24 protein-coding genes and 1 pseudogene are annotated in these 22,761 nt (G+C 62.9%); 6 read left to right on the forward strand and 19 right to left on the reverse strand.

Annotation, left to right across the window (positions count from 1 at the left end):
* Positions 1–227 precede the first annotated feature (227 nt).
* The 9 genes from GV161_RS13050 to GV161_RS13090 form a co-directional block, all read right to left on the reverse strand.
* The gene (locus GV161_RS13050) at positions 228–557 is read right to left on the reverse strand and encodes a hypothetical protein (protein ID WP_152016338.1); all 330 of its coding nucleotides are present in this window, start codon (positions 555–557) and stop codon (positions 228–230) included.
* Positions 554–1,444 (reverse strand): hypothetical protein, encoded by an 891-nt coding sequence (locus GV161_RS13055; protein ID WP_152016339.1) that lies wholly within the window; start codon positions 1,442–1,444, stop codon positions 554–556. The genes GV161_RS13050 and GV161_RS13055 overlap by 4 nt, the downstream gene beginning before the upstream one ends.
* Positions 1,441–1,914 (reverse strand): hypothetical protein, encoded by a 474-nt coding sequence (locus GV161_RS13060; protein WP_152016340.1) that lies wholly within the window; start codon positions 1,912–1,914, stop codon positions 1,441–1,443. Before GV161_RS13060 ends, GV161_RS13055 begins: the two co-directional genes overlap by 4 nt.
* A gap of 96 nt (positions 1,915–2,010) precedes the next feature.
* Positions 2,011–3,705: a ParB N-terminal domain-containing protein gene (locus tag GV161_RS13065; protein ID WP_152016341.1), complete on the reverse strand. Its 1,695-nt coding sequence runs from the start codon at positions 3,703–3,705 to the stop codon at positions 2,011–2,013.
* A 275-nt stretch (positions 3,706–3,980) separates the two neighbouring features.
* Positions 3,981–9,086: an N-6 DNA methylase gene (locus GV161_RS13070; protein WP_152016342.1), complete on the reverse strand. Its 5,106-nt coding sequence runs from the start codon at positions 9,084–9,086 to the stop codon at positions 3,981–3,983.
* Positions 9,087–9,197: 111 nt separating this feature from the next.
* Positions 9,198–9,593, reverse strand: a complete 396-nt coding sequence (locus tag GV161_RS13075) for a DUF3085 domain-containing protein (RefSeq protein WP_152017463.1) — start codon at positions 9,591–9,593, stop codon at positions 9,198–9,200.
* A gap of 12 nt (positions 9,594–9,605) precedes the next feature.
* The gene (locus tag GV161_RS13080; RefSeq protein WP_152016343.1) at positions 9,606–10,208 is read right to left on the reverse strand and encodes a DUF1419 domain-containing protein; all 603 of its coding nucleotides are present in this window, start codon (positions 10,206–10,208) and stop codon (positions 9,606–9,608) included.
* A 145-nt stretch (positions 10,209–10,353) separates the two neighbouring features.
* The gene (locus GV161_RS13085; protein ID WP_152016344.1) at positions 10,354–11,310 is read right to left on the reverse strand and encodes a DUF3991 and toprim domain-containing protein; all 957 of its coding nucleotides are present in this window, start codon (positions 11,308–11,310) and stop codon (positions 10,354–10,356) included.
* 196 nt (positions 11,311–11,506) lie between these two features.
* The gene (locus GV161_RS13090) at positions 11,507–11,692 is read right to left on the reverse strand and encodes a hypothetical protein (protein WP_152016345.1); all 186 of its coding nucleotides are present in this window, start codon (positions 11,690–11,692) and stop codon (positions 11,507–11,509) included.
* Between the two features lie 647 nt (positions 11,693–12,339).
* Here GV161_RS13090 and GV161_RS13095 point away from each other — a divergent pair.
* Positions 12,340–13,194 carry a type IV toxin-antitoxin system AbiEi family antitoxin domain-containing protein gene (locus GV161_RS13095; RefSeq protein ID WP_348521243.1) on the forward strand — a complete coding sequence of 285 codons (855 nt, stop codon included), beginning with the start codon at positions 12,340–12,342 and terminating at the stop codon, positions 13,192–13,194.
* Complete coding sequence (locus GV161_RS13100) at positions 13,184–14,101, forward strand: nucleotidyl transferase AbiEii/AbiGii toxin family protein (protein ID WP_152016347.1); 918 nt, start codon at positions 13,184–13,186, stop codon at positions 14,099–14,101. The genes GV161_RS13095 and GV161_RS13100 overlap by 11 nt, the downstream gene beginning before the upstream one ends.
* Positions 14,102–14,563: 462 nt before the next feature.
* Here GV161_RS13100 and GV161_RS13105 read toward each other — a convergent pair whose 3' ends face one another.
* The 3 genes from GV161_RS13105 to GV161_RS13115 form a co-directional block, all read right to left on the reverse strand.
* Positions 14,564–15,229, reverse strand: coding sequence for a hypothetical protein (locus GV161_RS13105; RefSeq protein ID WP_152016348.1), 666 nt, complete (start codon positions 15,227–15,229; stop codon positions 14,564–14,566).
* Positions 15,189–16,100 (reverse strand): DNA-processing protein DprA, encoded by a 912-nt coding sequence (locus GV161_RS13110; RefSeq protein WP_152016349.1) that lies wholly within the window; start codon positions 16,098–16,100, stop codon positions 15,189–15,191. The genes GV161_RS13105 and GV161_RS13110 overlap by 41 nt, the downstream gene beginning before the upstream one ends.
* 91 nt (positions 16,101–16,191) lie before the next feature.
* Positions 16,192–16,770, reverse strand: coding sequence for a recombinase family protein (locus tag GV161_RS13115; protein WP_152016350.1), 579 nt, complete (start codon positions 16,768–16,770; stop codon positions 16,192–16,194).
* 301 nt (positions 16,771–17,071) lie between these two features.
* On the opposite strand from GV161_RS13115, the gene GV161_RS13120 reads away from it, so the two are divergent.
* Entirely contained in the window at positions 17,072–17,596 is a 525-nt protein-coding gene (locus tag GV161_RS13120; protein WP_152016351.1) for a hypothetical protein, read from the forward strand.
* A gap of 33 nt (positions 17,597–17,629) precedes the next feature.
* On the opposite strand, the gene GV161_RS13125 is transcribed toward GV161_RS13120, so the two are convergent.
* From GV161_RS13125 to GV161_RS13145, 5 genes are read right to left on the reverse strand one after another with little or no spacing between them, the layout of a single operon-like run.
* Positions 17,630–17,974 (reverse strand): DUF6527 family protein, encoded by a 345-nt coding sequence (locus GV161_RS13125; RefSeq protein WP_152016352.1) that lies wholly within the window; start codon positions 17,972–17,974, stop codon positions 17,630–17,632.
* Positions 17,971–19,386 carry a ThiF family adenylyltransferase gene (locus tag GV161_RS13130; RefSeq protein ID WP_201303136.1) on the reverse strand — a complete coding sequence of 472 codons (1,416 nt, stop codon included), beginning with the start codon at positions 19,384–19,386 and terminating at the stop codon, positions 17,971–17,973. Before GV161_RS13130 ends, GV161_RS13125 begins: the two co-directional genes overlap by 4 nt.
* On the reverse strand, positions 19,371–19,784 hold the full coding sequence (locus tag GV161_RS13135; RefSeq protein ID WP_152016353.1) for an E2/UBC family protein: 414 nt from the start codon (positions 19,782–19,784) through the stop codon (positions 19,371–19,373). Before GV161_RS13135 ends, GV161_RS13130 begins: the two co-directional genes overlap by 16 nt.
* A 4-nt stretch (positions 19,785–19,788) precedes the next feature.
* Positions 19,789–20,130, reverse strand: coding sequence for a multiubiquitin domain-containing protein (locus GV161_RS13140; protein ID WP_159650793.1), 342 nt, complete (start codon positions 20,128–20,130; stop codon positions 19,789–19,791).
* Between the two features lie 14 nt (positions 20,131–20,144).
* Positions 20,145–20,294: a hypothetical protein gene (locus tag GV161_RS13145; protein WP_159650791.1), complete on the reverse strand. Its 150-nt coding sequence runs from the start codon at positions 20,292–20,294 to the stop codon at positions 20,145–20,147.
* Here GV161_RS13145 and GV161_RS13150 point away from each other — a divergent pair.
* Both GV161_RS13150 and GV161_RS13155 read left to right on the forward strand, forming a co-directional pair.
* On the forward strand, positions 20,293–20,688 hold the full coding sequence (locus GV161_RS13150; protein WP_152016355.1) for a helix-turn-helix transcriptional regulator: 396 nt from the start codon (positions 20,293–20,295) through the stop codon (positions 20,686–20,688). The genes GV161_RS13145 and GV161_RS13150 overlap by 2 nt on opposite strands.
* A complete protein-coding gene (locus tag GV161_RS13155) occupies positions 20,675–21,601 on the forward strand; it encodes an ImmA/IrrE family metallo-endopeptidase (protein WP_152016356.1) in 927 nt (308 codons plus the stop codon). Before GV161_RS13150 ends, GV161_RS13155 begins: the two co-directional genes overlap by 14 nt.
* 66 nt (positions 21,602–21,667) lie before the next feature.
* On the opposite strand, the pseudogene GV161_RS31145 reads toward GV161_RS13155, so the two are convergent.
* Together GV161_RS31145 and GV161_RS13165 are read right to left on the reverse strand one after the other, a co-directional pair.
* Positions 21,668–21,772 (reverse strand): annotated as a pseudogene (locus GV161_RS31145) (DUF3768 domain-containing protein); the annotation flags it as partial.
* 66 nt (positions 21,773–21,838) lie between these two features.
* A complete protein-coding gene (locus tag GV161_RS13165) occupies positions 21,839–22,279 on the reverse strand; it encodes a helix-turn-helix domain-containing protein (RefSeq protein WP_052642677.1) in 441 nt (146 codons plus the stop codon).
* A gap of 175 nt (positions 22,280–22,454) precedes the next feature.
* Here GV161_RS13165 and GV161_RS13170 point away from each other — a divergent pair.
* On the forward strand, positions 22,455–22,615 hold a 161-nt coding region (locus GV161_RS13170), incomplete at its 3' end, for a transposase (RefSeq protein WP_159741853.1).
* Between the last annotated feature and the right edge of the window lie 146 nt (positions 22,616–22,761).

Raw genomic sequence — 22,761 nt, forward strand, 5'->3', positions numbered from 1 at the left:
GACGCGAGTTTCGTCTGCGAGATCGGTGAAGGCCGGCCGCCACGCGGCGCGGCACGCGGCCTTGAAGCGCCTGGCCGACGGTTCAGACCGCAGCAAACCCGAGAGGACGAGGGCCAGCCCGGCCTAGCCTCAGTCACGCCACCGAAACGGACAGCCCAGGCCACGCCGTCACGCAGCTGACTGGTTAGGTTTGAGGACCTAGCAAGACGACAGATCGCGTCTCCCGGTCACGCCGCGCGCGAAGACGGTGTCCGATGCCGCTCGCAATGGGCGGCGATGGCCCGGTCCTGCCGCGCGAGCTTGCGAGAGAGTGCGTCGATCTCCGGCTGACGTTCGGCCGTCAGTGCAGTAAGCATCGAGCGATAGCGCTCCAAAACCAAGCGTCCGCCGGGCGCGTCGCCTCGCCGATCAGCTTGCCGCCTCTGCCGCGTTCGCGGGACCAGCGCGGTCGCGCGGCGCGTGATCTGCCGGTCGATCAGCTTGAGTTGGCGCTGGATCTGCCGGCGCGCTTCCTCCATGCGGGAAAGCTGCGCCAACGTCTCGGGGGCGATCGTCATGACGACGTCCCGCGCTGCCAGCCGATGAAGCTGGAGGGCCCGGCGTAGACAGCGTGACGGGATGGATCGATGACGAATCCGAACCGGCCGACGGCATACTCGTCCGCTGGAACGAGAAAACGGCGCTCCTCGGTTCCGGCCCCGCGTTGGCCGCCTGGCGTGGCGACGCATTCGACAAAACCCTTCCGATGACCGGACGCAATGGCCGAGACCACGATCCAGTCGCCGGCATGCGCCTCATGAAAAGCCCGCCGGTCCTTCTCATGAGATTCACCCGGTCTAAGAACGGTCCCGAAGATCGCCTCCCACGCATCTGGCCAGCTATCCTTGGTCGAGCGCTCAGCGCAGCGCCGCTCGAAGCTGGTGAAAAGCTCGGGGAAGCTGATGGCGACGATCGCCCAGGCGCAGTCCTCCTCGTACCAGCCGCCCTTCGCGCGCAGCAGGGGATGAACCCTGCGATTGCGCTCAGCCGAGAGTTTGAAGCCGCCATGGCCGGCGGTGGAATGCGATTCGACGCCCTCGGCGTAGGCTGTCGCGCCCTGAGAGAGGCCCCATGGCGTCTGCGACCTGCTGCTGATCTCCATTCGACCAAGAGCCCGCTTCTCGCGAAGATGCTCAGCATGCTCCAGCACCTTGGCGCGGAACGCGGCTTCATTCTCCAGGCTGCCGGAATGGCCGTAAAAGTCGGATCGACGCCATGTCGCGAGTGGCCGCGCGATCTTCGAGCCCGTCGCGAGATAATGACGCCCATCGCGCGTCGGCAGCATGGCGAAGGCACTGTCGCCGACCCGGGCGACCGGAAACCGCTCGGTTGATCGCCCGAACTCGACCTCCAACGCTTCGGGATCCGCGCCGGTCGCGGGGTCGCAAGCCAATGCGCTTGTCATGCCGCCCTCCCCTCGACGACAGTGGCCCCGAACTCATCGGCCGTGACCTCCTGGAGCACGGCGCGCGGATAGCCATGACGAGAGAGCCATTCCTCCGCCGCCACGAGGTTTGACGCGAGATGGACAAGCTCGGCATCCTCGCCGGGCCGATCGAAGACACGCACCGACCCGATCGCCGGGCGCTCGACTACGCTGAAGTGCAGGCTCGAGCCCAGGGAAAAAATGCGATGGACCCGGATCGCGACGACCCCCCCAGTGCCAAAATCGGCCTCATGCAGGGTGAAGCTGGCGGACAGGCTGAGAGTGCCCATGCTCCTGCTGGGCTGCTTCCGGATCAGGCGGCCCTTGCCATTGCTGGTCAGCCAGGCCGCGAGTTTCTTGGTGAAGCGCGCCAGTGGCCGCGGCGTTCCGTCCGACCAGGCGATGATCGAGCCGATGGGTGCATGATCGAATATTGCGTGCGCGGACATATTGTCCTCCGTGATGCCGTTGTATGGAAAACGAAACCGCCGCCGGCACGAGGCCAGCGGCGGGATCGCGATCGGACATGAGTCAGGAGGTCGGAGCTATTCCGCCGCGACCCGGTAAGCCTCGTCGATGGCGTCGAGATCGACGTCGGCGAGCGCATCTGCATCGCCAGACTCGCTATCGGCGGCGTCTGCGGTGGAGTCCTCGTCCTCATCGGCGACGACCGCGATCTTCGAGCGCCAGGTCGCGACCTCAGCCGTCGCCGGCGCGAACAACGCCAACGGATGAACGAAGCGCGTCTCCCCAAAATGCTCGACGAGCGCGGCGCGCGTGTCCTTCACCCGGGCGCGTGGAAGCACCGACGTGTCCTTGCAGGAGCACTCCAGCGCCTGGCGTGACAGGCACGACAGGAACTCGTCCGTGCCCATGGTCGGCAGAAAACCGTCCGCGCCGATCGCGTCGCCGGCAAGGCGCGCGACGATGCCGCTGTTGGTCCGGTTTTCGCGGGCCGAGAGGACGTCGATTAGGGCCGAGCGCGCTGCGACCCGCAGCGTGTCCATGTCGAAGGTGAGCTTGCCGTCCTCGCCGACGAGGCCAACGGCATGCCGCTCCATCCGGGCAAACCCGTAGACATCGCCGGACGCGCCGGACTGGACCGAGATGTTGCGACCGGCGAGCGCCAGCACGAGCAGCGCCATCAGCGTGTCGTCCTCGATCGGCGCCCGCGCCAGTGCCTCGTGCAGCGCATCGGTGCGCAGGTCGCCGATCATCTCGACGCCCTTGCGCGTCACGTCGGGTCGTGGCTTGGCCATCACGATCGTGTCGTCGCCGCCCTCAGCGTCGTCGGCGCCCTTGGCCTTCTTCGGCTCCGGCAGGCGGAAGTGAGCCGTCTGCACCTTGCCCTCACGGTCGAGATACATCGCCGTCCGATCGCTTTTGCCCGGCTTTCCGTAGACACGTTCGGCCTTGGGCGGCAGCACGACTTGGCCAAAATTGCTGACGTCGGTGATGACGCCGCGCTTGGGCAGGTGGATGGTCATCCATTCCTGCTGGGCGCCGAGGAACGCCTCGACATTGGTGGTGTAGCGGCTGTCCTCGTCGGCCGGCGCGAAGAGATCCTCGACCCATGCGATCCCATAGGCCTGGGCCAGATCGTCGCCAAAACTCGCGTCGCGCGCGTACATGCGCTTCTTCGACAGAGCGTTCGCCACGCTCCACCAGGACACCTGCGGGTCGCCCTTCTTCGGCTTCTGCGCCTTCCAGACCTCGCGCTGTTCGTCGAGATTGGCGGCCGCGATCGCGCGCAGTTGCTGCTCGCCCGGCATATCGCCCTTCGCCATGTGGTCCAGCATCGCAGGCAGCACATTCGCCAGCAACCTGAGTTTCCTGATCTGGCGCACCGGCAAGGCGAGCGCGATGCCGATCGCTTCTTCTGTCCAGCCGAGCGCGACGAGACGCTCGATCGCCCGCCACTGATCGACCGGGTTCAGCGGCTCCCGGGCAATGTTCTCGACGATGCTGCGCATCGCGCCGTTATCATTAGCGGCATCGACGACCAGGACGTCGATTTCCTCCAGCCCGGCCGCGATCGCCTGCTTCACGCGGCGATGCCCGGAATCGATGTTGTATCCATTGCCGCCATCGGTCTCCGGCGCGATCACCGGCGGCTGGACGAGGCCGACCGCCTTGATCGTCGCCAGCAGCAACGCATCGGCCTGGGGTGAGGATTTGGTCTGGCGCGAACGATCTGAATTCTCCTTCAGCGCGCGCGGATCGACTTTCATGAGATGCATGTGAGTGCTCCTATCCGAGGATGCCGGACGCAAGGCCTCGACCTGTCCGGTTCAGTCTTCTTCCCGAAGACCATTTCCAGCCCGCGGAGCGGACAGGCCGGTGCAACTGCAGCCGAGCATCTCGGTCCGGATGGCCAAGCGGGGCAAAGCCCTGCGCGGGACAACGGACCGGGATCGCGACGGCGGCGGTTGAGCGTCAGCGTCACCGGAATGGCCGGTCGGCGAGCAAGGTTCATTTTTTCTCGCTCGCCCCGCCTTCCACCCTTCTGCTCAGATCAAGCCGCGACAGCCGACATCGCATCAGGTCCGTCCGTATCGCTCGCCAGCGCTGTCTCGATCTCAATCAACTGTCGGCGCTTCTCCGCAAGCTCCTCGCCAAAGGCGAACTCGCCACCCTCGCGCGACCGATACGATGCGAGCCGGCGCTGGGCCTCAGCGAGACGCTGACGATACCGCTCCCGCTCGCCCTCAAAATCCCCGAGCGCGTGTTCGAGCCGCGACACCGCGCCAAGCGGCGTCACCGTGACCTGCAGATCGATCTCGTGCCCGTCGCCGGTGCGAAGCAGCATCGTCTCATAGCGATAGCCATCGCGGCCCCCGCGATCGCCGCTGAACTCCAGCTCAAACCCGCCGATCATGGCGATCACCACCTCCCCCTCATGGCGCATCTGCACGAGGGTCAGGATTTCCTTGAGCAAGGCACGGCCGGCCTCCTTGCGCTCCACATAAGCCTTCCCCGTCACGGTCATTGCAAAGGCGTCCCCGGCGGTCGGGACGCGGCGCTCGATGTCGCTTCCGATCTCGTCGATTCGACGGGTCGAGACCGCGCTATCCCGTTCGGCATCGCGGAGCTGCCGACGCACGGCGAACTGATCGTCCTGATGGGCGGCGCGCAGGCGCTCGAGCCGGGCAACTTCAGCCTCCAACCCGGCCTTTTGCATCAGCTGCTGATCGCCCGACGCGATCGCTTTCGCCATCGCGAACTGGTTGGCCTGCCCCTCGCCCAGATCCTCCAAACGGCGGATCGAGGTGTCGCCTGAGAGTGCCGCCGCGATGAAGCGGGCCTTGCGCTCATTGTTCTGCCACATCGTGGCGTCGAGCGAGCCTTGCGTCGCATAGGCGAAGATGTCGACCTCGTCATGCTGGTTGCCCTGCCGCACGATCCTCCCCTCTCGCTGCTCGATCTGCGAGGGCAGCCACGGCACGTCAAGATGATGCAACGCTTTCAGGCGGAGTTGGGCGTTGACGCCGGTGCCCATCGTCTCCGACGAGCCGATCAGAAAGCGCACCCGGCCGGCCCGGACATCGCCGAACAGCCGCTGTTTGGCCTCCGACTTCTTGAAATCCTGCATGAAGGCGATCTCGGAGGCCGGCACGCCGCGCCGGACCAACTCGTCGCGGATCCAGCGATAGGCCGAGAAGCCCCGGCTCTTTTCGACGCTGATCGTGCCGAGATCGGAGAAAATCATCTGCGCGGCGCCCGTCGCCTCGAAGGGCTTGCCATCGGGCCGGACATAGGTTGCGTCCGTGGTTTCCCGCCAGATGCGTAGCGCGTTCCCGATCAGGAGGTTGAGCTTGTTCTCCGCCTCGTTGTCGTTGTCGGGATCGACCAAGCGCAGATCGATCGCGGCATGGCGGCCATCGGTGATGACCGAGAGCAGGATGTCGTCGCCGGGCTCCGGCGGCCGGTCGCGCATCTCGATCGCCTTGATGCGTTCGTCAAGCAGGCGCTGATACGACTTGAAGTCCGACGTCGGTTTAGCGGTCAGTATCTGACGGCGGCCGGTCGAGATCGCCGGCACCTTCACATAACGCCGCAAATCGTCGGGAAGCACGACATCCGCGAAGGAGCGGAACATGGCGATCAGCTCGGGCACATTGACGAAGCTGGCGAAGCGCGAGACCGGCTTGTATTTGCCCGATGGCTGCAGCTCGAGTTCGGTCGTGGTGTCGCCAAAAGTCGAGGCCCAGGCGTCGAACTCGTGCAGTCCGCGCTGCCGAAGCGCGGAATGATCCATCAGGCGCTGCACCGAAAACATCTCGCCGAGCGTGTTGGTGATCGGCGTGCCCGAGGCGAGCACGAGCGCCCGGCCCGGGTTCTTCGTCTCGACGAAGCGCGACTTCACATAGAGATCCCAGGCGCGCTGCGAGCCGTTGGGGTCGACGCCCTTCAGTGTCGACATGTTGGTGGCGAAGGACAACTTCCGGAACTCCTGCGCCTCGTCGACAATGATCTGATCGATGCCGAGCTCGGAGATGGTCAGAAGATCGTCCTTGCGGGTCGAGAGCGCTTCCAGCCGCTCCTTCAACCCCTCCTTCAGGCGTTCGAGGCGCTTGCGCGAGACGCGGTCGTCGGTCTCGACCTTGGTCAGCAGGTTTTCATAGAGTTCGAGTTCCTCCTGAATCATCTGCTGCTCGAAGGCGGACGGCACGTCGATGAAGCGGAACGCCGAATGGGTAATGATGATCGCGTCCCAGGTCGCGGTCGCAGCGCGCGACAGAAAGCGGTGGCGCTTCTCCTTCGTGAAATTGCTCTCGTCGGCGACGAGGATGCGGGCGTTCGGGTAGAGCGCTAGGAATTCCCGCGCGGCCTGCGCCAGGCAATGGCCCGGCACGACTAGCATCGCCTTGGCGATCAGCCCGAGACGGCGCTGCTCCATCACGGCGGCAGCAAAGGTCATGGTCTTTCCGGCGCCGACCGCGTGGGCGAGATAGGTCGACCCAGTCGCGATGATCCGCCAGATGCCACGCTTCTGATGGGGGTAGAGGGTGAAAGCGCCGCTCGCGCCGGGCAGCTTCAGATGCGAGCCATCAAAAGCGCGCGGCGCGATGTTGTTGAAGCGGTCATTGTAGATCCGCGCCAGCCGGTCGGTGCGGTCGGGGTCGGACCAGATCCAATTCTGGAACGCGGTCTTGATCTTGTGCAGCTTCTCCTTGGCGGCTTCGGTATCGACGACGTTGAGCACGCGCCGCTCGCTGCCGCCCTCCTTCACCGTGTCAAAGATTTGCGGGATGCGGCTGTTCAGCGCGTCGGTCAGCAATTCGCCGGCATGGCGGCGGCCCGTGCCCCAGTCGGATGTTCCCGCCGCCAGCCAGGCGAGCTGGCGCGCATCCACTGTCCACGACGCCAGCTCCGGCATGTGGCGGATCGTGATCTCGGCGCCCATCGTCTCCTTGACGAAGGCGACGACGTCGGCTGCCGGTATCCAGGGCGCGCCGAGACGCGCGGTGATGTCGGACGGCCCGAGATCGGCCGGCTGGACTGCGGCCAGCGCCCGGACATTTCGCTCAAAGACCGGGTCGAGCTCTGCCGCGGCTTCGGCAACCTTCAGCTTGTCGCGCACTGCCCCCGACAGATAGGCGTCCGCCATCAGCCAAGCGCCGTCGGCTGGGTTCTGGAAGATCGCGTCGCCCAGCTCGGCGACGGCGTCGATGACATCCCGATGCAGCAGCTCGGCGATGTGCTCGCGATCGACCCGGCCGCGCTCGTTCAGGACGACGGCAAGGGCGTCCGTGGCGCAAGTGATGACCGGCGCTGCAGGCGGCGCAATGACGCGCTCGCTGAAGAGAGGACCGGGCTTCGCCGTGTCGGTGTCGAGATCGTAGTCCTCGATCGAGGCGACGAGCCAGCAATCGGGATCGTCAAGGAATGGCTGCAGGTTTGGCCGGCGGTGAGATTCGCGGACCTCGCCGGTCGTCTCATCATCCGAGATCGAGACCGTCGTATGATTGATCGGGCCGAATTCGCGCAAAAAACTCGACCAGGCGATTCGCATGCGAACCTGCGCGTCCTTCCATGGTCGGTCCTGTTCCTGGCAGCTGAGGACCTCGCGCACGGCGTCGCGGATCGGGATCAGCTTCTGGATGATCCGGACGTGCTTTTCCGGGACGCCCTCGGCGCTCCGCCCTTTCCGAACCTTCACTGCGACCGGCTGGCCGTCGATGAGCTGCATCAGCCCGCGACGCGTATCGACGAAGTAGCTGCCCTCGCGGATACGCGTCTCCGGGGAGAGCAAAATATTCGCGTCCGACGCTTCGCCGTCGTCAAGATCGACCGCTTCCGGCTCGCCGTCATAGAGGATTTCCGGGAGGAGGCGGATGGCGGTGTCCAACGCGGCATCGAGAGCGACGTCAGCGTGCGGCAGGCAGGTGTAGGTTTCGCCGAACGGACCTGAGGTGAGGGCATGCGTGCCGAGCACGAAGCCGGGATTGCGCACGAACCAGCGATTGACGCGGATCGAACTCTCGTCGGCTGTCGCGGCTCGTAGCTCATCGAGATCGAGCCAGGCCAGATCTCCTTGCGGCTCGCCCGGCTTCCGCTTCCGGAAGAACAGGATGTCGACGCCGACGTCCGTGCCGGCATCTGCGCGGAAGCTGCCTGCCGGCAGGCGGATGGCGGCGATCAGATCGGCCGAACAGGCGATGTGCTCGCGCGCCGCGGCGTCCGCCTTGTCCATCGTGCCATGCGAGGTGACGAAGGCTGCGAGCCCGCCAGGCTTCAACAGGTCGATCGCGCGCGCGATGAAGTAGTCGTGCAGCCGCAAGCCCAGCGAACGATAGGCGCGGTCGGAGCGGACGATGCGATCGGAAAACGGCGGGTTGCCGATGGCGAGGTCGAAGCTCGCAGGCAGCTCCGTGCGCGCAAAGTCGCCGGTGAGGATGCGGGCGCTCGGCTGCAGCAACCGGGCGATTCGCGCCGTGGTCGGATCGAGCTCGACGCCGGTGACATGCACATGATCGCGGTATGCTTCCGGCATGAGCGCTGCGAACAGCCCGGTGCCGATACCGGGTTCGAGCACGCGGCCGCCGCGCCAGCCGAGCCGCTGTAGTCCGGCCCAGATCGCACGAACGATGAACTCCGGCGTGAAATGAGCGTACTGCGTGCAGCGCGCCAGCGAGGCGTAGTCGGCGTCGCTGACCGCGTCCTGCAGCGCGCCGCCGATCGTCTCCCAGCCTTTTCGGAACACCGTCTCGCCCGGCCGCAGGAAGACGCCATTGGCGAGGTCGGATGCGCCGAAGCCGGTGAAGCGGATCAGCCTGCGCTGCTCGTCCAGCGTCGCCGGCCGCTCTTCGGCTTCAATCTTTTCGGCGAGCCGGATCGCGGCGATGCTGTCGCGGGCACGATTTTTCCAGCTCGCGGCGAGGCCGCGGTCGCCGTCGAGGCCGAAATTGACGCTCCGACCAAGCGTTGAGGGACGCGGCGCTGACGGAGTGATCCGCGGCGCCGGCGACGGCGGGGTGGGCTCCGGGTCATCGTCATCATTGGCTGCGACATCGCCGGCGAAGGCCGTCACGCCGAGGCTCAGGCCCGATAACAGAGCCGTGTCGTTGAAGAGGTCGATGGTGAAGGGATCGAGATTCAGGCGGTGATCTTGCGCCATGGCGAATTCTCCTGAGTTCGGGCGCGCGCCGTCGCTCCCGCCAGATCAGGTCCGACGAGAGTTGCGATGGTCGCGAGACGTTGGATGGGACGGCTTGGTCAGCCCGGCGGATCAGCGCCGGACGAGGGCGAGCGACAGGGCGTTGTCGGTCATCGCGATGGTGAGATGCGTCGCGGTCGGCGCGGCGGCGATCAGCTTCCCGAGCATGATGGCATCGAGAAACTCGACGCCGTCATCGCCGCCAAAGTGTTGGCGCTTGTAGTGCCAGTAGTCGGGATTGGTCTTGGGATCGCACTCCTGCGCGTAGACGACGAGCGGACGCTGATCCTCGGCGAGCTTGCCGTTGGACATGATGTACACGCCCTCATCGCCGACCAGCCAGAGTCCGGGCCGCTCGTTCTGGCCGGGGGTGAGGCCATGGGGATTGCGAAAGCCGCCGTAGAGGACGGCGTCGATCCGTCCGCGCGTGATGACGGCGCGGACATCCGTGACGGAAAAGCTGAAAATCACCGGCGCCCATCACGCCGCGATCGCGTCGGGCAGATAGCGCAGATGTACGGGGAGCTTTTCGCTGACTTCCGAGTCCGTGAGGTCGTCAAGCAGCTTCAACGTCGTCCCATGCCGGCCGCCATAGACGGTAATCGTGCGCTTGCCCCGGTCGGGGGCGGGCCAGCGCTCGCCGGCATAGCCGCGATAGTTGTCATGGGTGCTCGACCAGATGTGCTCGAGACGCTCCTGCCGCGTCATCGCCCGCACGGGCCGGGTTTCGCGCTCGACAATCGCCTCGCGCATGCGCCTGCCGTAACCGATATCGGCGAGATCGCAGTAACCGTGAAAGTACCGAGCCCGGCCGTCGATCCACAATCTGAAGAAGACGCTGGTGATCGAACCGGTCAGAAACTCGCGCAGCGCGAACATATCGACCGCCAAGATGACTGGCGGCAGGGCCTCGAACATATAGTCGTGCGCCGCCTGGCCGATCTCGAACCATTCGCCGGCATAGAGCGAGCTGCCGTCGTCCGGTCGGCGATCGGGCCTCTGCGCATGGCGGTCGAACATCGCAAACATCTGCCGCCGGTCGGCGATACCCTGAAACACTTTGCGGATCGGGGAGACGGTCATTGGCTCACTCCTTCGAGGTGTCGTCAGACCGGAGCGCGGCTCATCCTCGCGACATCGCCATCATCAATCCGGCTCTTCCTGACCCCTCCCCCGCGGCCGCCTCGCCGTCCGGCCGGGTCAAGGGCCGGCGCAGCCGGGCGAAGCGTCACCCTTGATGCGGCCGGCGGGCATGCGGCAGATGTCTCCTCCCATTCCTCCTTTCCCTCTCCGCCCCCGCCTTCTCCTTCAAAGCGTCGTTCCAATCGTCGGCTGGCGGCGTCAGGCGGATCCAGTCGCAGTCCGTCGTCTCGGCGATCTCGCGCAACCTTCCGGCAAACGCCTCGCCCTGACTGTTGGCGTCCGTCGCCGCGACGAGCTGGGCGCCGGGACGGGCGGCCAGCGTTCGCACCGCCGTATCTGTCGCAGGCGACCAGCCGCCGCCGGTGCTGAGGTAGAGGCTGCCATCCCGCAGCCCCTCGAGCGCTGCAAGGCTCATTGCGTCGATCGCCGCCTCGGTGATGCAAAGCCTCAAGGCGTCGTGCGCGCCGAGCCGGAACAGCATCTTTGCCCCGCCGGTCGAAAACCCACGCCATTGCGGACCGCGCTCTTCCCATCCGCTGACAGTGCCGCCGTCGTCGACATGGGCGGCCCACACGCTGCCATGCGGGCCCTCTCGCAGCCGTGCCTGACGGATCGCGGCGCGCAGCACGCTTTCAGGCAGATGGCGTTCGTGACGCAGGTAGCGCCAGGTGGGGGAGCCCGGTCGAAGGGCTCGCCGGGCGCGCCAGCGTTCGGCAAGAGAGACATCCGGCCTCTGCGCGCGCGGTGTCTGCCACGCAAGTTCCGCCGGTCGGAACCCGACCATTCCGGCCGCACGCACAAGCACTTCGGTGAAGGCGACGCCGTCCAGATGCTGGATCAGCGAAAAGACATCGCCCTTGGCGTCCGACAGCGGATCGAACCAGCCCCGGCCTTCGTGGATCACGATGATGATGTCGCTGCCGCGCCGGTGCTTGACGGCGCGGCGCGTGCTCTCCTTCAGATCGATGGCAAAGCCGGCTTTCTCCAGCACCGCCGCGCACAGCACGCGCCGCTTCAGTTCTTCGAGTTCTCGTTGCTCCATCATCTCTCCGGGCGCTTTACGTCCGGCCTTTCCTACTGCGTTGTCCCTCCCGCATATCTCGCGGGTCCAAGCCCAACCACCGCGAAGAGCGGCGCCTGCAAGGGCGCGGATCGACCGTCGACGGAAGATGAGATCGATCGTCCGCGGCGCAGCCTCCCTTGCGGGCGACTGCTCGCCAGCGGCACACGAGGTCAGCTCAATGAGGCGGCCGGCAATCATGAGGGTCGAACTCATGGATGACGCGGAGCTCGTCGGCAGCGTCGATCTCGTCGCTCGGCAGCACCCCAAAAGCGCCGTCGATCTGGAAGACCGTCACCGGTACCATCAGCGTGCGGGCGAGCGCGAAGGCGTGGCTCTGGGCAAGGACAAGATCGTTCGACATTGTGAGGCTCCAACCGGGAGCGGGGGAATTCCCGCTCGATGGCTCCTCGAAGGGCCGGGGCCGGTCGCGATCACCGCGAAGGCAAAGCCGCAGCGGCGGCACGCTCGCGTAGCCGACCCCTTGCGGGTTGATCGTGGAAGATCCGGAACCGGACCAGAACGCCATCGCATCAGAGCGGGATTGCGCTGCTCTCGATGGACCTGGCTTCATGGCAACGACGCATTTCGGCGAGAACAACCCGGCCGCGTGCTGTTGGTCGGGGTGACGCGGTTCGCCTCAGCAAGCGCCGCCTACTGCTTGCCGTGGGGCGTCGCAGTTCGTTGTGGACGATCGCCTGGACGCTCGCCAGATTCACGTAGCGCGCCGCCGCTCAGACCATAGTCCGAGTGCGCGATTCACCGCGCTGTTCGTTCGATGGTCCGGCGATGGCTCCACCCTGCGTCAGGGATGGACGCCCGGATGGGTGAAGACCCGCAGGGGCTTCAGCTTCGCCGACAGCCCGGCCCGCAGGGAGACGCCTGGTGAGCTACTCAATTCAGCGGGAAGCCGCCCGCCTACTTTAAAAGTGAATCTGTTTGTCAATTTTGGTTTGACATCAGGGCGATGGCCAAAAGCGGTTCTCGCCATCACTTTGAATGTATGCCATAATGTCCATCATGGATGGACAAGGCGCGTCGAAGCTGAAGCAACTCCTCCAGACCATCCCGCCGGGGTTTCTGGTGGATATGGCCTGGATGACGCGCCACGCCATCTCGCGACAGTCGGTTTCCGGCTATGTGAAGCAAGGCTGGCTGGAGCGGCTGAGACAAGGCCTCTACCGCCGCCCCTTTACCACCGGCGCAAGTCGAGAAGCCGCGACGGGATGGAAAATCCCATTGCTCTCCGCGCAATGGATCATGGGACATCGCTTCCATGTCGGAGGGACGAGCGCCCTCAGCCTTCACGGTCACTCGCACTATCTGCAGCTGGGCGGTGACGCAGGGATCTATCTCTACGGCTCGGACATACCGACATGGCTGGTCGAGCTGCAAACCGATGCACGGTTCGTCCGGCGAAACGATGCGCTGTTCGGTGAGCAGCCGACCGGTGTTGAAGATGGCGAATTCAGCCTGTCCGACGGCCCGGATGCGGAGCTTACCCTCAGTCCCTGGCGTTGGCCGATACGGATGTCGTCGGCGGAGCGAGCGATCCTCGAGGCACTTGATGAACTGCCAAACAACGAGAGCTTTCACACCCTGGACATGGCGTTTGAGAGCTTGGTCAATCTGCGCCCGAAATTGCTGACGATGCTGCTCGCCCAATGCCAGAGCGTGAAGGTCAAACGCCTGTTCTTCGTCTATGCCGACAAACACGCTCACGCCTGGCGCAAGCATATAGACACGTCGGGAATCGACATGGGGCGAGGCGATCGAGCTCTCGCAGCACGCGGGCGGCTGCACCCGACCTATCGGATCACCGTGCCGGCCGACCTCTTGCCGAAGGAGGCTGCCCGTGGCGCGTGAGCAATATATGCGGCAGGTCGAACTCCTGGTCCGGACACTGCCCTTCATAGCGCGCCAGGACGTGTTCGCGCTCAAGGGCGGCACCGCCATTAATCTCTTCTACCGCGACATGCCCCGACTCTCGGTCGACATCGACCTCACCTATCTTCCGGTCGAGGGTCGTGACGCGACACTTGCCGGCATCGACGCGGCGCTTGATCGCATCCGCGAGGACCTTTTGCGAAACCTCCGGGGCGTGACGGTCCAGCGGATCGCCGGCGGCGGCAACAATGACACACGCGTGCTGGTCCGCCAGGGAAGTACCGAGGTCAAGATCGAGACTTCACCAGTCGCGCGCGGGACGGTGCATCCTCCAGAACTGCGGCCGGTCACCGACGCGGTCGCCGACACATTCGGCTTTGCCGAGCTGCAGGTCGTCGCCTTCGAGGATCTGTTCGGCGGCAAGCTCCATGCGGCGGTCGATCGCCAGCACCCGCGCGATCTGTTCGATGTGAAGCTTCTCTATGAGAATGAGGGGCTGACCGACGCGCTGTTTCGGACCTTCCTGATCTATGTTGCAAGTTCTGGCCGGCCGCCGCATGAGCTTATCAAGCCGTCCCTTTCCGAGATCGACGACGCCTTTGCCAAGGAGTTCGAGGGTATGACGGTCCGGCCTGTGAGCCTGAGTGAGTTGAAGGACGCGCGCGCGCGGCTGACGAAAGACCTGCTCGCACGGCTCGATGACAGGGCGATGCGCTTCCTGCTTTCGCTGCATGATGCTGAACCTGACTTCGAGGTAATCGGATTGCCGCAAGCGGCAGATCTGCCGGCGGTTCGCTGGAAGCTGCTCAATCTCACGAAGTTGAAGGAGCAGAACCCCGTGAAGCACGCCGAGCAACGCCAAGCGATAGCGGGAATATTGTCATAGACACCGGATCTGGATCATCGATCGGCCATGAGTGACATCCCGCTCTCCGCGACGTCCGGCTCCCCAGATATGGAGGCGATGAGCGGCGAGCCCGATCTCGCGGCGATGGCTGAGATCTTGAGAGCAAGTGGTCGCTATCGCGTGCAGCGTCGCCTCGAGCCCCGGCGTACCTTCTTAGTCGCGGATGGAAGCGCCACGCGAACAGCACTCTTCGTGGACGTCGAAACGACGGGCCTCGCCCCTTCCAAGGACGCGATCATCGAGCTGGCGATGGTGCCGTTCCCTATGGATTGGATGGCTGCATTTTCGAGCTCGGCGAGCCGTTCGAGCGGTTTCGAGAGCCAGAACACCCGATTCGGGAAAAACATTGACCCATGCCGAACGCTCGGTTCGGCGAGTCGCTTGGATTCACCAGCGACGCAAGGTTTCTTGCCCGGAGCCGGCGTGAGCGTTCACCAAGTGCTACAGATCGATATCGAGATCGTCGAATTCGATGGCTTGCGGTGCTCGCCGCGCGAGGAACACGCCGAAGATCTGTGCCTGCGGGAAGCGTGCGCTCAGTACCGAGCGCATTGCCATGAACTGGCAGCCCGTCGTCAGCATGTCGTCGCAGACGAGGATCGTTGCTGGGGCTGGCGCCGTCAACGCTTCGTCGATCATGTATTGCGCCGCCATGGTTTCCGGCCGTGGTCGGTCTTCGGTGTCGTGAGCGGCCGCACGGTTCGCGCGCTGGACGACCAGTTCTCTGATGTCGAGGCCTTGCCGCACCCCGCGCAGCATCCGGGCCATACGATCATCATACATCGGGTCCGTCTTCACCTTCGACGGCGGAATCGGAACGAACGTCATGCCGGCAAGCGAGGCATTGCCAAACGCGGCATTGAGTGCCGCTGATGCGTCCTGAACAGCCTTTTCCTTCCAGCGCCACTGTGCTGTGCCGCGCCGATCCATCGGCTTCTTGAAATTCTGGATGAGATTGTTCGTCGGGCTGTGGCTGAAGCCTGCCCGTGCCGTGTACTCGCCCATGAAAAAGCAGCGGACCTCGTTCGTCAGGAACGAATGATCGGGCCGCGTCAGCTCGTCGATTTCAGTGAGCAGTCGCGGGAATGAGGTGCTTGCGGATGTCATCGTATTCCCTGACCCGGATGGCGCCCTGCTCCTCGTATTTTTTCGGCCAAGTGAGACGCGGATTATGGAAGCAGCTCTCCAGAATGAAGAGCTTGCGGCCTTGTTTCAGCGCTGCGCGAGCCTGCACAAGCGTGCCCGAAGTATCGCCGGCTTCAATGATGACCGTCGCATCGGTGAGTGCCGACATGGTCACGTTGCGCTCGGGGAAGAAGTGTCGGTTCGCCGTCGGATTCGGCGTCTGCCCGTAGCGTTTCACCGGCACCTGACTGATGAGCAGGTGCTTCTCGGCAATCTCCTTTTGCAGCGAGGCATTCTCTTTCGGATAGTTGTGCGACAGCGGTGTGCCGAGGATGCCTATCGTGTAGCCGCCCTCCTTTATGGCGGTGCGATGCGCTTCCGCATCGACGCCCTTCGCAAGCCCAGAGACAATTGTGAAATCGTCATCGAGCAGGGAGCGCACGAGCTTGCGTGTGCGGCGCAGGCCTTCTTCGGAGGGGTTGCGCGTTCCGACGACGGCGATCGAGCGCGGCGAATTCACCAGCTCCCACCACCCCTGATAATAGAGAAGTTCGATGGGGTACTCGGCATCGCGCAGGCGATCGGGATATTCTCCAGCACCGTGCACGCGCACGCCGTATTGCTTCACGCCAGCGTCGCGCAGTAGCCGGTGCACGTCAGAGGCATAGCGATCGGCGGTCTTGCGATCGACAAAATATGACGGCACCGCTTCGGGCAGCTTCGCGAACTGCTCTGCGATCGTCTTGAAACTCGCGTTCTCGCGATCCCACATCGCCTCGTATGCACCGAGTTCGACGAAGGGCGAGATGGCGCGACTCGCAAAATCCGTGGGGGTTAGGGATAGCTGCACCATTACACCGACCTTTGTGCGGGGCATTTTTCCGCGCTACGAGAACATAACAGGAACATGCACGGAAATGCACGTAAAATGTCACTATTACCTTTCATCCTGATGCCTCTGCCATTGCAGAACGACCACCAGGAAAATGCTGATAGAGCGTCGAGGGCGAACAGCCGACACGGCTCGCCACTTCTTTGATAGAAATGCTCGGATCGCGCAAAAGCGCTGCCGCAACGAGGCGATCTTCGTCCTTCAGCGCCTTCGGCCGACCGCCACGCCGACCGCGTGCGCGCGCGGCCGCCAGGCCTGCGCAGGTCCGCTCTCGGATGATGGAGCGCTCGAATTCCGCCATGGCGCCGAAAATATGGAATACCAGTTTCCCGCCGGCTGTCGTGGTGTCGATGGCCTCCGTAAGCGAGCGCAACCCGATGCCCTTTTCGCTCAGCAGTTCGACGGTCTCGACAAGTTGATGCAGTGAACGGGCCAGGCGGTCGAGCTTCCAGACGACGAGCGTGTCGCCGTCGCGCAGGATCGTTGTTGCCGCTGTCAGCTCAGGCCGATCGCGCTGCGCGCCGGAGGCATTTTCGACGAATAGCCGTTCGCACCCGGCCTTCTTCAGCGCATCGAGCTGAAGCGCGGGGTCCTGGTCGAGCGTCGAAACGCGAGCATATCCGATGAACATGAGAATCCTAAAAACGTTCACTACCCTACGTTTTCGGATTCAATGTTACAAGAATAAGTTTTCGGAACCGGATTTGCCGGTTGGAGCCGGGAACTTGTGCTGGCCGCGGGCGGCTCTGCCCTCTAGTCTTACGAACGAGAGACAAGGGCGCCTGATGTGGTTCGACCAAGTACCCGGCAAATCGTGGGGAAGCCTGTGGTCGGGTTACGTCTTGTGCACCGGAGTCTGCCACGGCATTCGCGAGATTGATGCGTCATGTCCGGCGTGCGGTGCTGACCCCTTTGATACTTCGCCCGAGACCATGACCATCGACGGCAGGACGATGGTGATCGGTCGCGCTTTCCCTGGCGCTGAGGGGCGTTATGAAGACTACGTCTATCTTGAGATGCTCCAGCGCGAATGGGAACGTCCGGCCGTTGAGTTTCAGCGCTTCTCGCATTTTGCCGATGCGAAACGTCCTTCAGCACGGGTAGCTTTGGTGCTGCTATTCTGGAGTTACTTCGAGACCCGTATCGAACGGCTTCACCGAACAGCGATGCGCGCGCTTCCACAGCGCGTTTTGGATGATGCGCTTCGGCGTCACCAAGGAATTCACAGTCGCCTCTATGAACTCTACAAAATATTCTTCGGTGTCAGCTATTTCGATGACCTACGCAACCAGGGGTTTCATGAAATCGCAAATCTACTTGAAAAGACCCATAAGTGCAGAAATGAATTTTCTCATGGAAAACCGCAGGCCATCAACGACGAGCTCGTAAATGAGCTCGTCGAAAACCTCAAAGCAGAACATCACTCTTGGATTGCGGTATATAATAGCCGAGTCTGATCGTTTCGCAGATAAGCCACGTATCTTGACAGATCACCGGCACCACACCACTCGCCCTCGCCTGAACCAGAAATGCGATTTGCAGTCTTTTTTCCGCCAGACTGAGGGATGAAGACTCGCCGTCTCGTCATCATGCCGCGCGACCCGCCAGCATGGACGCTCATCGGTCAGCAAGTTCATCTGCAGGGTCGCTTTGCACCCGCAAGGGCAGATCATCGCGGCCTGCTCCTCGAAGCCGTCCTCCTGCACAATATAGAGTACCTTGCGCTTCAGTGTCTTGGGCAAGGTGTCCTGCACGATGACGGTCGAGTAAGGCGGAACCAGCCAGTCATGGACGCGCTGATACGTCCCGCGAAGAAACTTGCGCAGCCAATTCATGCGAAGTGCCTCTCGGCAAGTTCCATCAATCCAAGCAGCGGCTTCGTGTCGCCATGCCCGACCTTGCCGCCCAGAATGTCGCAAATCCCCTCATCGGGATCGTAGATCAACTCCATGCTGGCGAGACTGAACGTGACGGCGGCGTAAGCGCTGTTTGGCTGTTCCCGAAAGGGATGCAAGCGGGCCAGTAGCTCATTCACCGCAAGGGCAGAGGCGTACATGTTGACGCTGATCACCGCCGGACGGTGTCCGACAACGCCGCGAATATAGCCATCCTCGACCTGACGGTCATGTGTTGCAGGGTCGTTGCGGCGCAGTCCTGCGGCGGCGACGTCCTTCATCGAGAACAGCTCCCGGCTGACTAGGCTGGACCGGCCAGGCCGCAGATAATTGACTGTGCCGCAGACTTCGCGAATGCGCGCAGCACCGTGCGGGTTGGGAACAGCATCAAGCCGAACGCCTATATCGAAATAAGGAATGCAATAGTAGGTCGCGATCGCGTTCAGCAGATAGCGACCATCGACGGTGTCCATGCAGCCAAAAATGACATCGCATTGCGCGACCTGCCGGATCGTTTCGGCATCCCACAGGTTCCTGGCCACGCGTATCACGCGGGTGCCGAGCCCCATGCGTTCGATAGCGTCGCCGATCACATCGACCTTGGCGCGGCCCTGAGCGGCGTCGTCCATTGTGGAGTTGATGATACGATTGACGTTGCGATCTTCGATATGGTCGTCGTCAACGACTACGATCTCCGCTGCGCCGAGGCGAACAAGCTGTTCGATCGTTGGGCTGCCGGTGCCCGACGCGCCGACCACGGCGAAGGACAATCGCCCAAAGCGTTCGATCGTGCCTTTGTCGAAAGCCTGGGCATGCGACGCAACAAAGCTGGGGAGCGCCTTGCTGCCTGCGTCCGCATACCAGAAATGAAGGTCATCCGCCGCAACGCTGATGCAGTCGATCGGAACAAGCTCTTTCGCGGCATTCAGGAAGCGGCCGAACATCTGACCGCCGGGCAGCATGACGACGCTGCCGTGCGGGACATCCGCTTCAACCCAACCGCGGATCATGGGCAGCAGCTGCTGATCGCTTTTGTCGTCGGTCATCGAGAAGGCAGCCAAGCCGCCGGGGTGGCTATGGACCTTTACGACTGAAAGGCCTTCTGCCGCCGCCCGATCCAAAATCGGCGCGATGTAGTCGGTCGACCATGTGACGCGGACGGGGGAACGCACCTCGCAGTCTTCGTACGGCACGCCGTGGATTTCGCGCACGACCAGACGATGGCGTCGATCGCCATCGCGACGCGTGCAGAGCAGGAAAGCGACGGCCTCGTTGCCGTCGCCGGGAAACAGGAAGCTTTTCAGGTGTTCATGCTGATCGCCAGACATGGCCAGCGTTACAGGGAGGGGCATTTCTCAAACTCCCTGTCCAGCCAATCCTCGATCAGGATGACATGCGTGCCGATATGATCGCGACCGATCTTCCAGGGGTTTTCCCCGGTCCGGTGCCGCGACCAGCGCTGGTAGTTTTTGCCATCAAGCGGCTGTAGCACGTTGGCACAGCCGATCGGCTTGCCATCGCTGCGCGTCAGGAAGGGCGAGAAATACACCATGTCGAGACCGGTATTGGGATAGCCGGTTTCGATGCGGATCGCCGCCGTTGCTGTCGCGTGGTTGTAGCCGCGCGGCATCGGGAAATCGTGGATGAGAACCCATTGGGAACCATCCACGATCGTTTCCCAAGGCAACCCGAACTCCTCGAGGAACTCGTGATCCATCGGCAGCAGGTCGAACTGGCGGCGCAGATTCACGGCCTTAGCCCTCCGTCTGATCGCGCGGCAGCGCCTTGAACTTTTCGACGCCCGCGCTGCGGAGATCGACCCTTTCGTCAAGGCCAACCTTCTTCGGCCTTTCCCCGGCCATCTTGACCCGCAGCGTGTAGTTTTCCGCAGGGAGCAGGCCCGCAAGTGTCAGGATCGCGCGACCGGTCGGCGTGGGCTCGTCCACGACGAACGGGTCGCCGTTGACACGGATGCGGTAGCCTTTGGAAAGCGGCGGTCGCTTGCCCGCCTTGGCGTATTCTTCCAGATCCACGATACCGTCGTAGATCTCTTCGACGCCGGGACCGGCGCCCTTCTCATCAAAATTGTCAGTCATTGCGTGCTCCGCTTTCACGTCTTGGAGCACCAGCGCCCCGCCACAAATCCAATATGGCATAGCGCGCTAAGAATATCAAGCATATCGAATGCGCGCTTGATCGACTTAGCAAAACGCGTTAGAATCGAAGCAGAAACAACAGCTTGCAGGAGGGTAGCTGCCATGCACACTTCCCATGACGAACGCGCAACGACCAAAAGGACGCTGGGTCAGTATCTCGCGGGCATCCGTCTGGACCGGAAGATGAGTCTGCGTGCAGTGGAGGAGGCCACCAACAAACAAGTTTCAAATGCCTACCTAAGTCAGATCGAGAACGATAAGATTCAGCAGCCGTCGCCAAATATATTGCATGCTCTTGCAGAGCTATATGCGATAAGCTTTGAGAATTTGATGGAGATGGCTGGATATTTAATGGGTACGTCTGGACGATCGGACACTGAAAGGCACGGCCGTGTCGCGACATTTGCTGAGCATAATTTAACTGCTGATGAAGAAACCGAGATGCTGCAGTACCTTCAATTTATGAGAAACAGGAAAAAGCCGGGTGACAAAACCTGACGATAGCACGTTAACGCCGGCGGACCTTCGCATCGTCGAGGAGCGCGCGCGACAGCTAATGGATCGCGCTGGCGGATGGAATCGATTTCCCGTCCCCCTCGACGATATTCTGTCCGCCGCGAAAGTTAAGCTTGCGCCGACCAGCGCTTTCGATCCCGCCGCTATCCTTGCCTATCTCAAGGGCAAGGCGACCGAAGTGGGCCTGACAATCAAGTCGGCGATCGCCAAGGTGTTTGGCATCTATGACTCGGCCGAAAGCCTGATCCATGTCGACAGCACCGTCGGAAAGCCGAAGCAGACTTTCCTGACGCTGCACGAAACGGCGCACCACGATCTGCCGGTGCATCGCAAGATGTTTCGCTTCTTCCAGGATTGCGAAAAGACGCTGGCGCCGGACATATCCGACCAGTTCGAGCGCGAAGCCAATAATTTCGCGCGCTTCCTTCTGTTCAAGGGCGACGCATACGCCAAGCACGCCGCCGACAACGCCTTCAGCATCAAAACGCCGATGAAACTGGCCACGCATTTTGGCGCGTCAGTCTATGCGTCGGCCAGAGAGTTCGCCCGAACCAATCACCGCGCCTGCGCCGTCTATGTCCTGGAGCCGATCGAGTACGTCGCTGGTGCTGGAGCCCGAGCGATGGTTCGCCGCATCGAACCTTCCCCATCGTTTGTGACGCAGTTCGGCCAACCCACATGCACCGTGGTAACGCCAGATCATTTTCTGGGACCGATCCTGCCTATCGGCCGCAAAATGACGCGCCCGACTGGCTTCTCGCTGACAGATAGGAATGGCGATGCGCATGAATGCGTCGGCGAAGCCTTCGACACGACGCGCAACGTCATCATTCTGTTTTATCCGGTGAAGGCGCTTCAAAAGTCGATCGTCGTCCTTACAGCGAATGCGAGTTGAACGATCGGACGTGTGCGGGTTTGTCAGTTGGCGGCGAGCCGGAACACCCGGCTCGCCGCGTTCTGAGTATTCCTGTGCGAGCATAATCGTCAGGCTGCGGCAGGTCACAGTGGGGTCCGCCGGATTGGGACTGCCTCCCGTCAGATCGGCATTGTAGTAGTCGATCTTCCACGAGATCCGGCCGCTGATTGCGTGATCGAACAAGGGGTCGGAACAAGAGCAGTTCAAAATCCTGCGCTAAGGTCGAACGGAGCGGGAACGGCCCACTGGGCGCATCTCGAATAGAGCATCAATGATCGGGCATTCCGGAACCTGGTTGCCGGTGCATTGCGCGGCCATATCCGACATTGCCCGCTCCAGACGTCGTAGATCGGCGATTTTCTGACGGATATCTTTCAGGTGTTCGATGGTGAGGTCATGAACCTCACGGCAGGTGTAGCTATGCCCGTCGACCAGGCGAAGCAGTCCACGCAGTTCGTCGAGGCTGAAGCCGAGCTCACGGCCGCGCCGCACGAAATGCAACCGCCTTGCGTGATCGTTGCCGTAGACGCGATACCCGCCCGCGCTGCGCGCTGGTTTCGGCATGACGCCGATCTTCTCGTAATAGCGAATCGTCTCGATGTTGACGCCGCTGCGTTCGGACAGGACGCCGATCGAAAATTCATCAGCCTGTTTCATCACATAGCTCGCACAACACCGTGAAACTTTCCCGCTTGACCCTGTAGTTACTACAGGCATTAGGGTCACCATAGATCAATTGCGGGAGCATGTGAACGATGATGCAGAACTGGCCTGCCCCCTGAAAAGTGGCCCTCGCTGAAGTAGGCTTTTTGAGCCTTTGGAGGATGCCGCGATGCCGCAGAAGAAGCACAAGCCTGAAGAGATCGTCGCGAAGCTGCGCCAGGTCGACGTGCTGTTGTCCCAGGGGCGCCCGGTCGCGGAGGCGATCCGGGCCATCAGTGTGACGGCGTTCACATATTACCGTTGGCGCAAGGAGTTCGGCGGCCTGAAGAGNGGGCCGGGAGGGGGGCGGGGGTCGGCGCAGGCACGGCAGCCTGCGAGGCTCCCGGCGCGGGAGCCGGCGCGACCTGGCCAGTCGGCGCCCCGGCTGCTGGCGCGGGGTTCGAGGTTGCGGGAGCCGGCAGCCCGCCGCCATGGGC

This window comes from Bosea sp. 29B, assembly GCF_902506165.1.
Classification (GTDB): Bacteria; Pseudomonadota; Alphaproteobacteria; order Rhizobiales; family Beijerinckiaceae; genus Allobosea.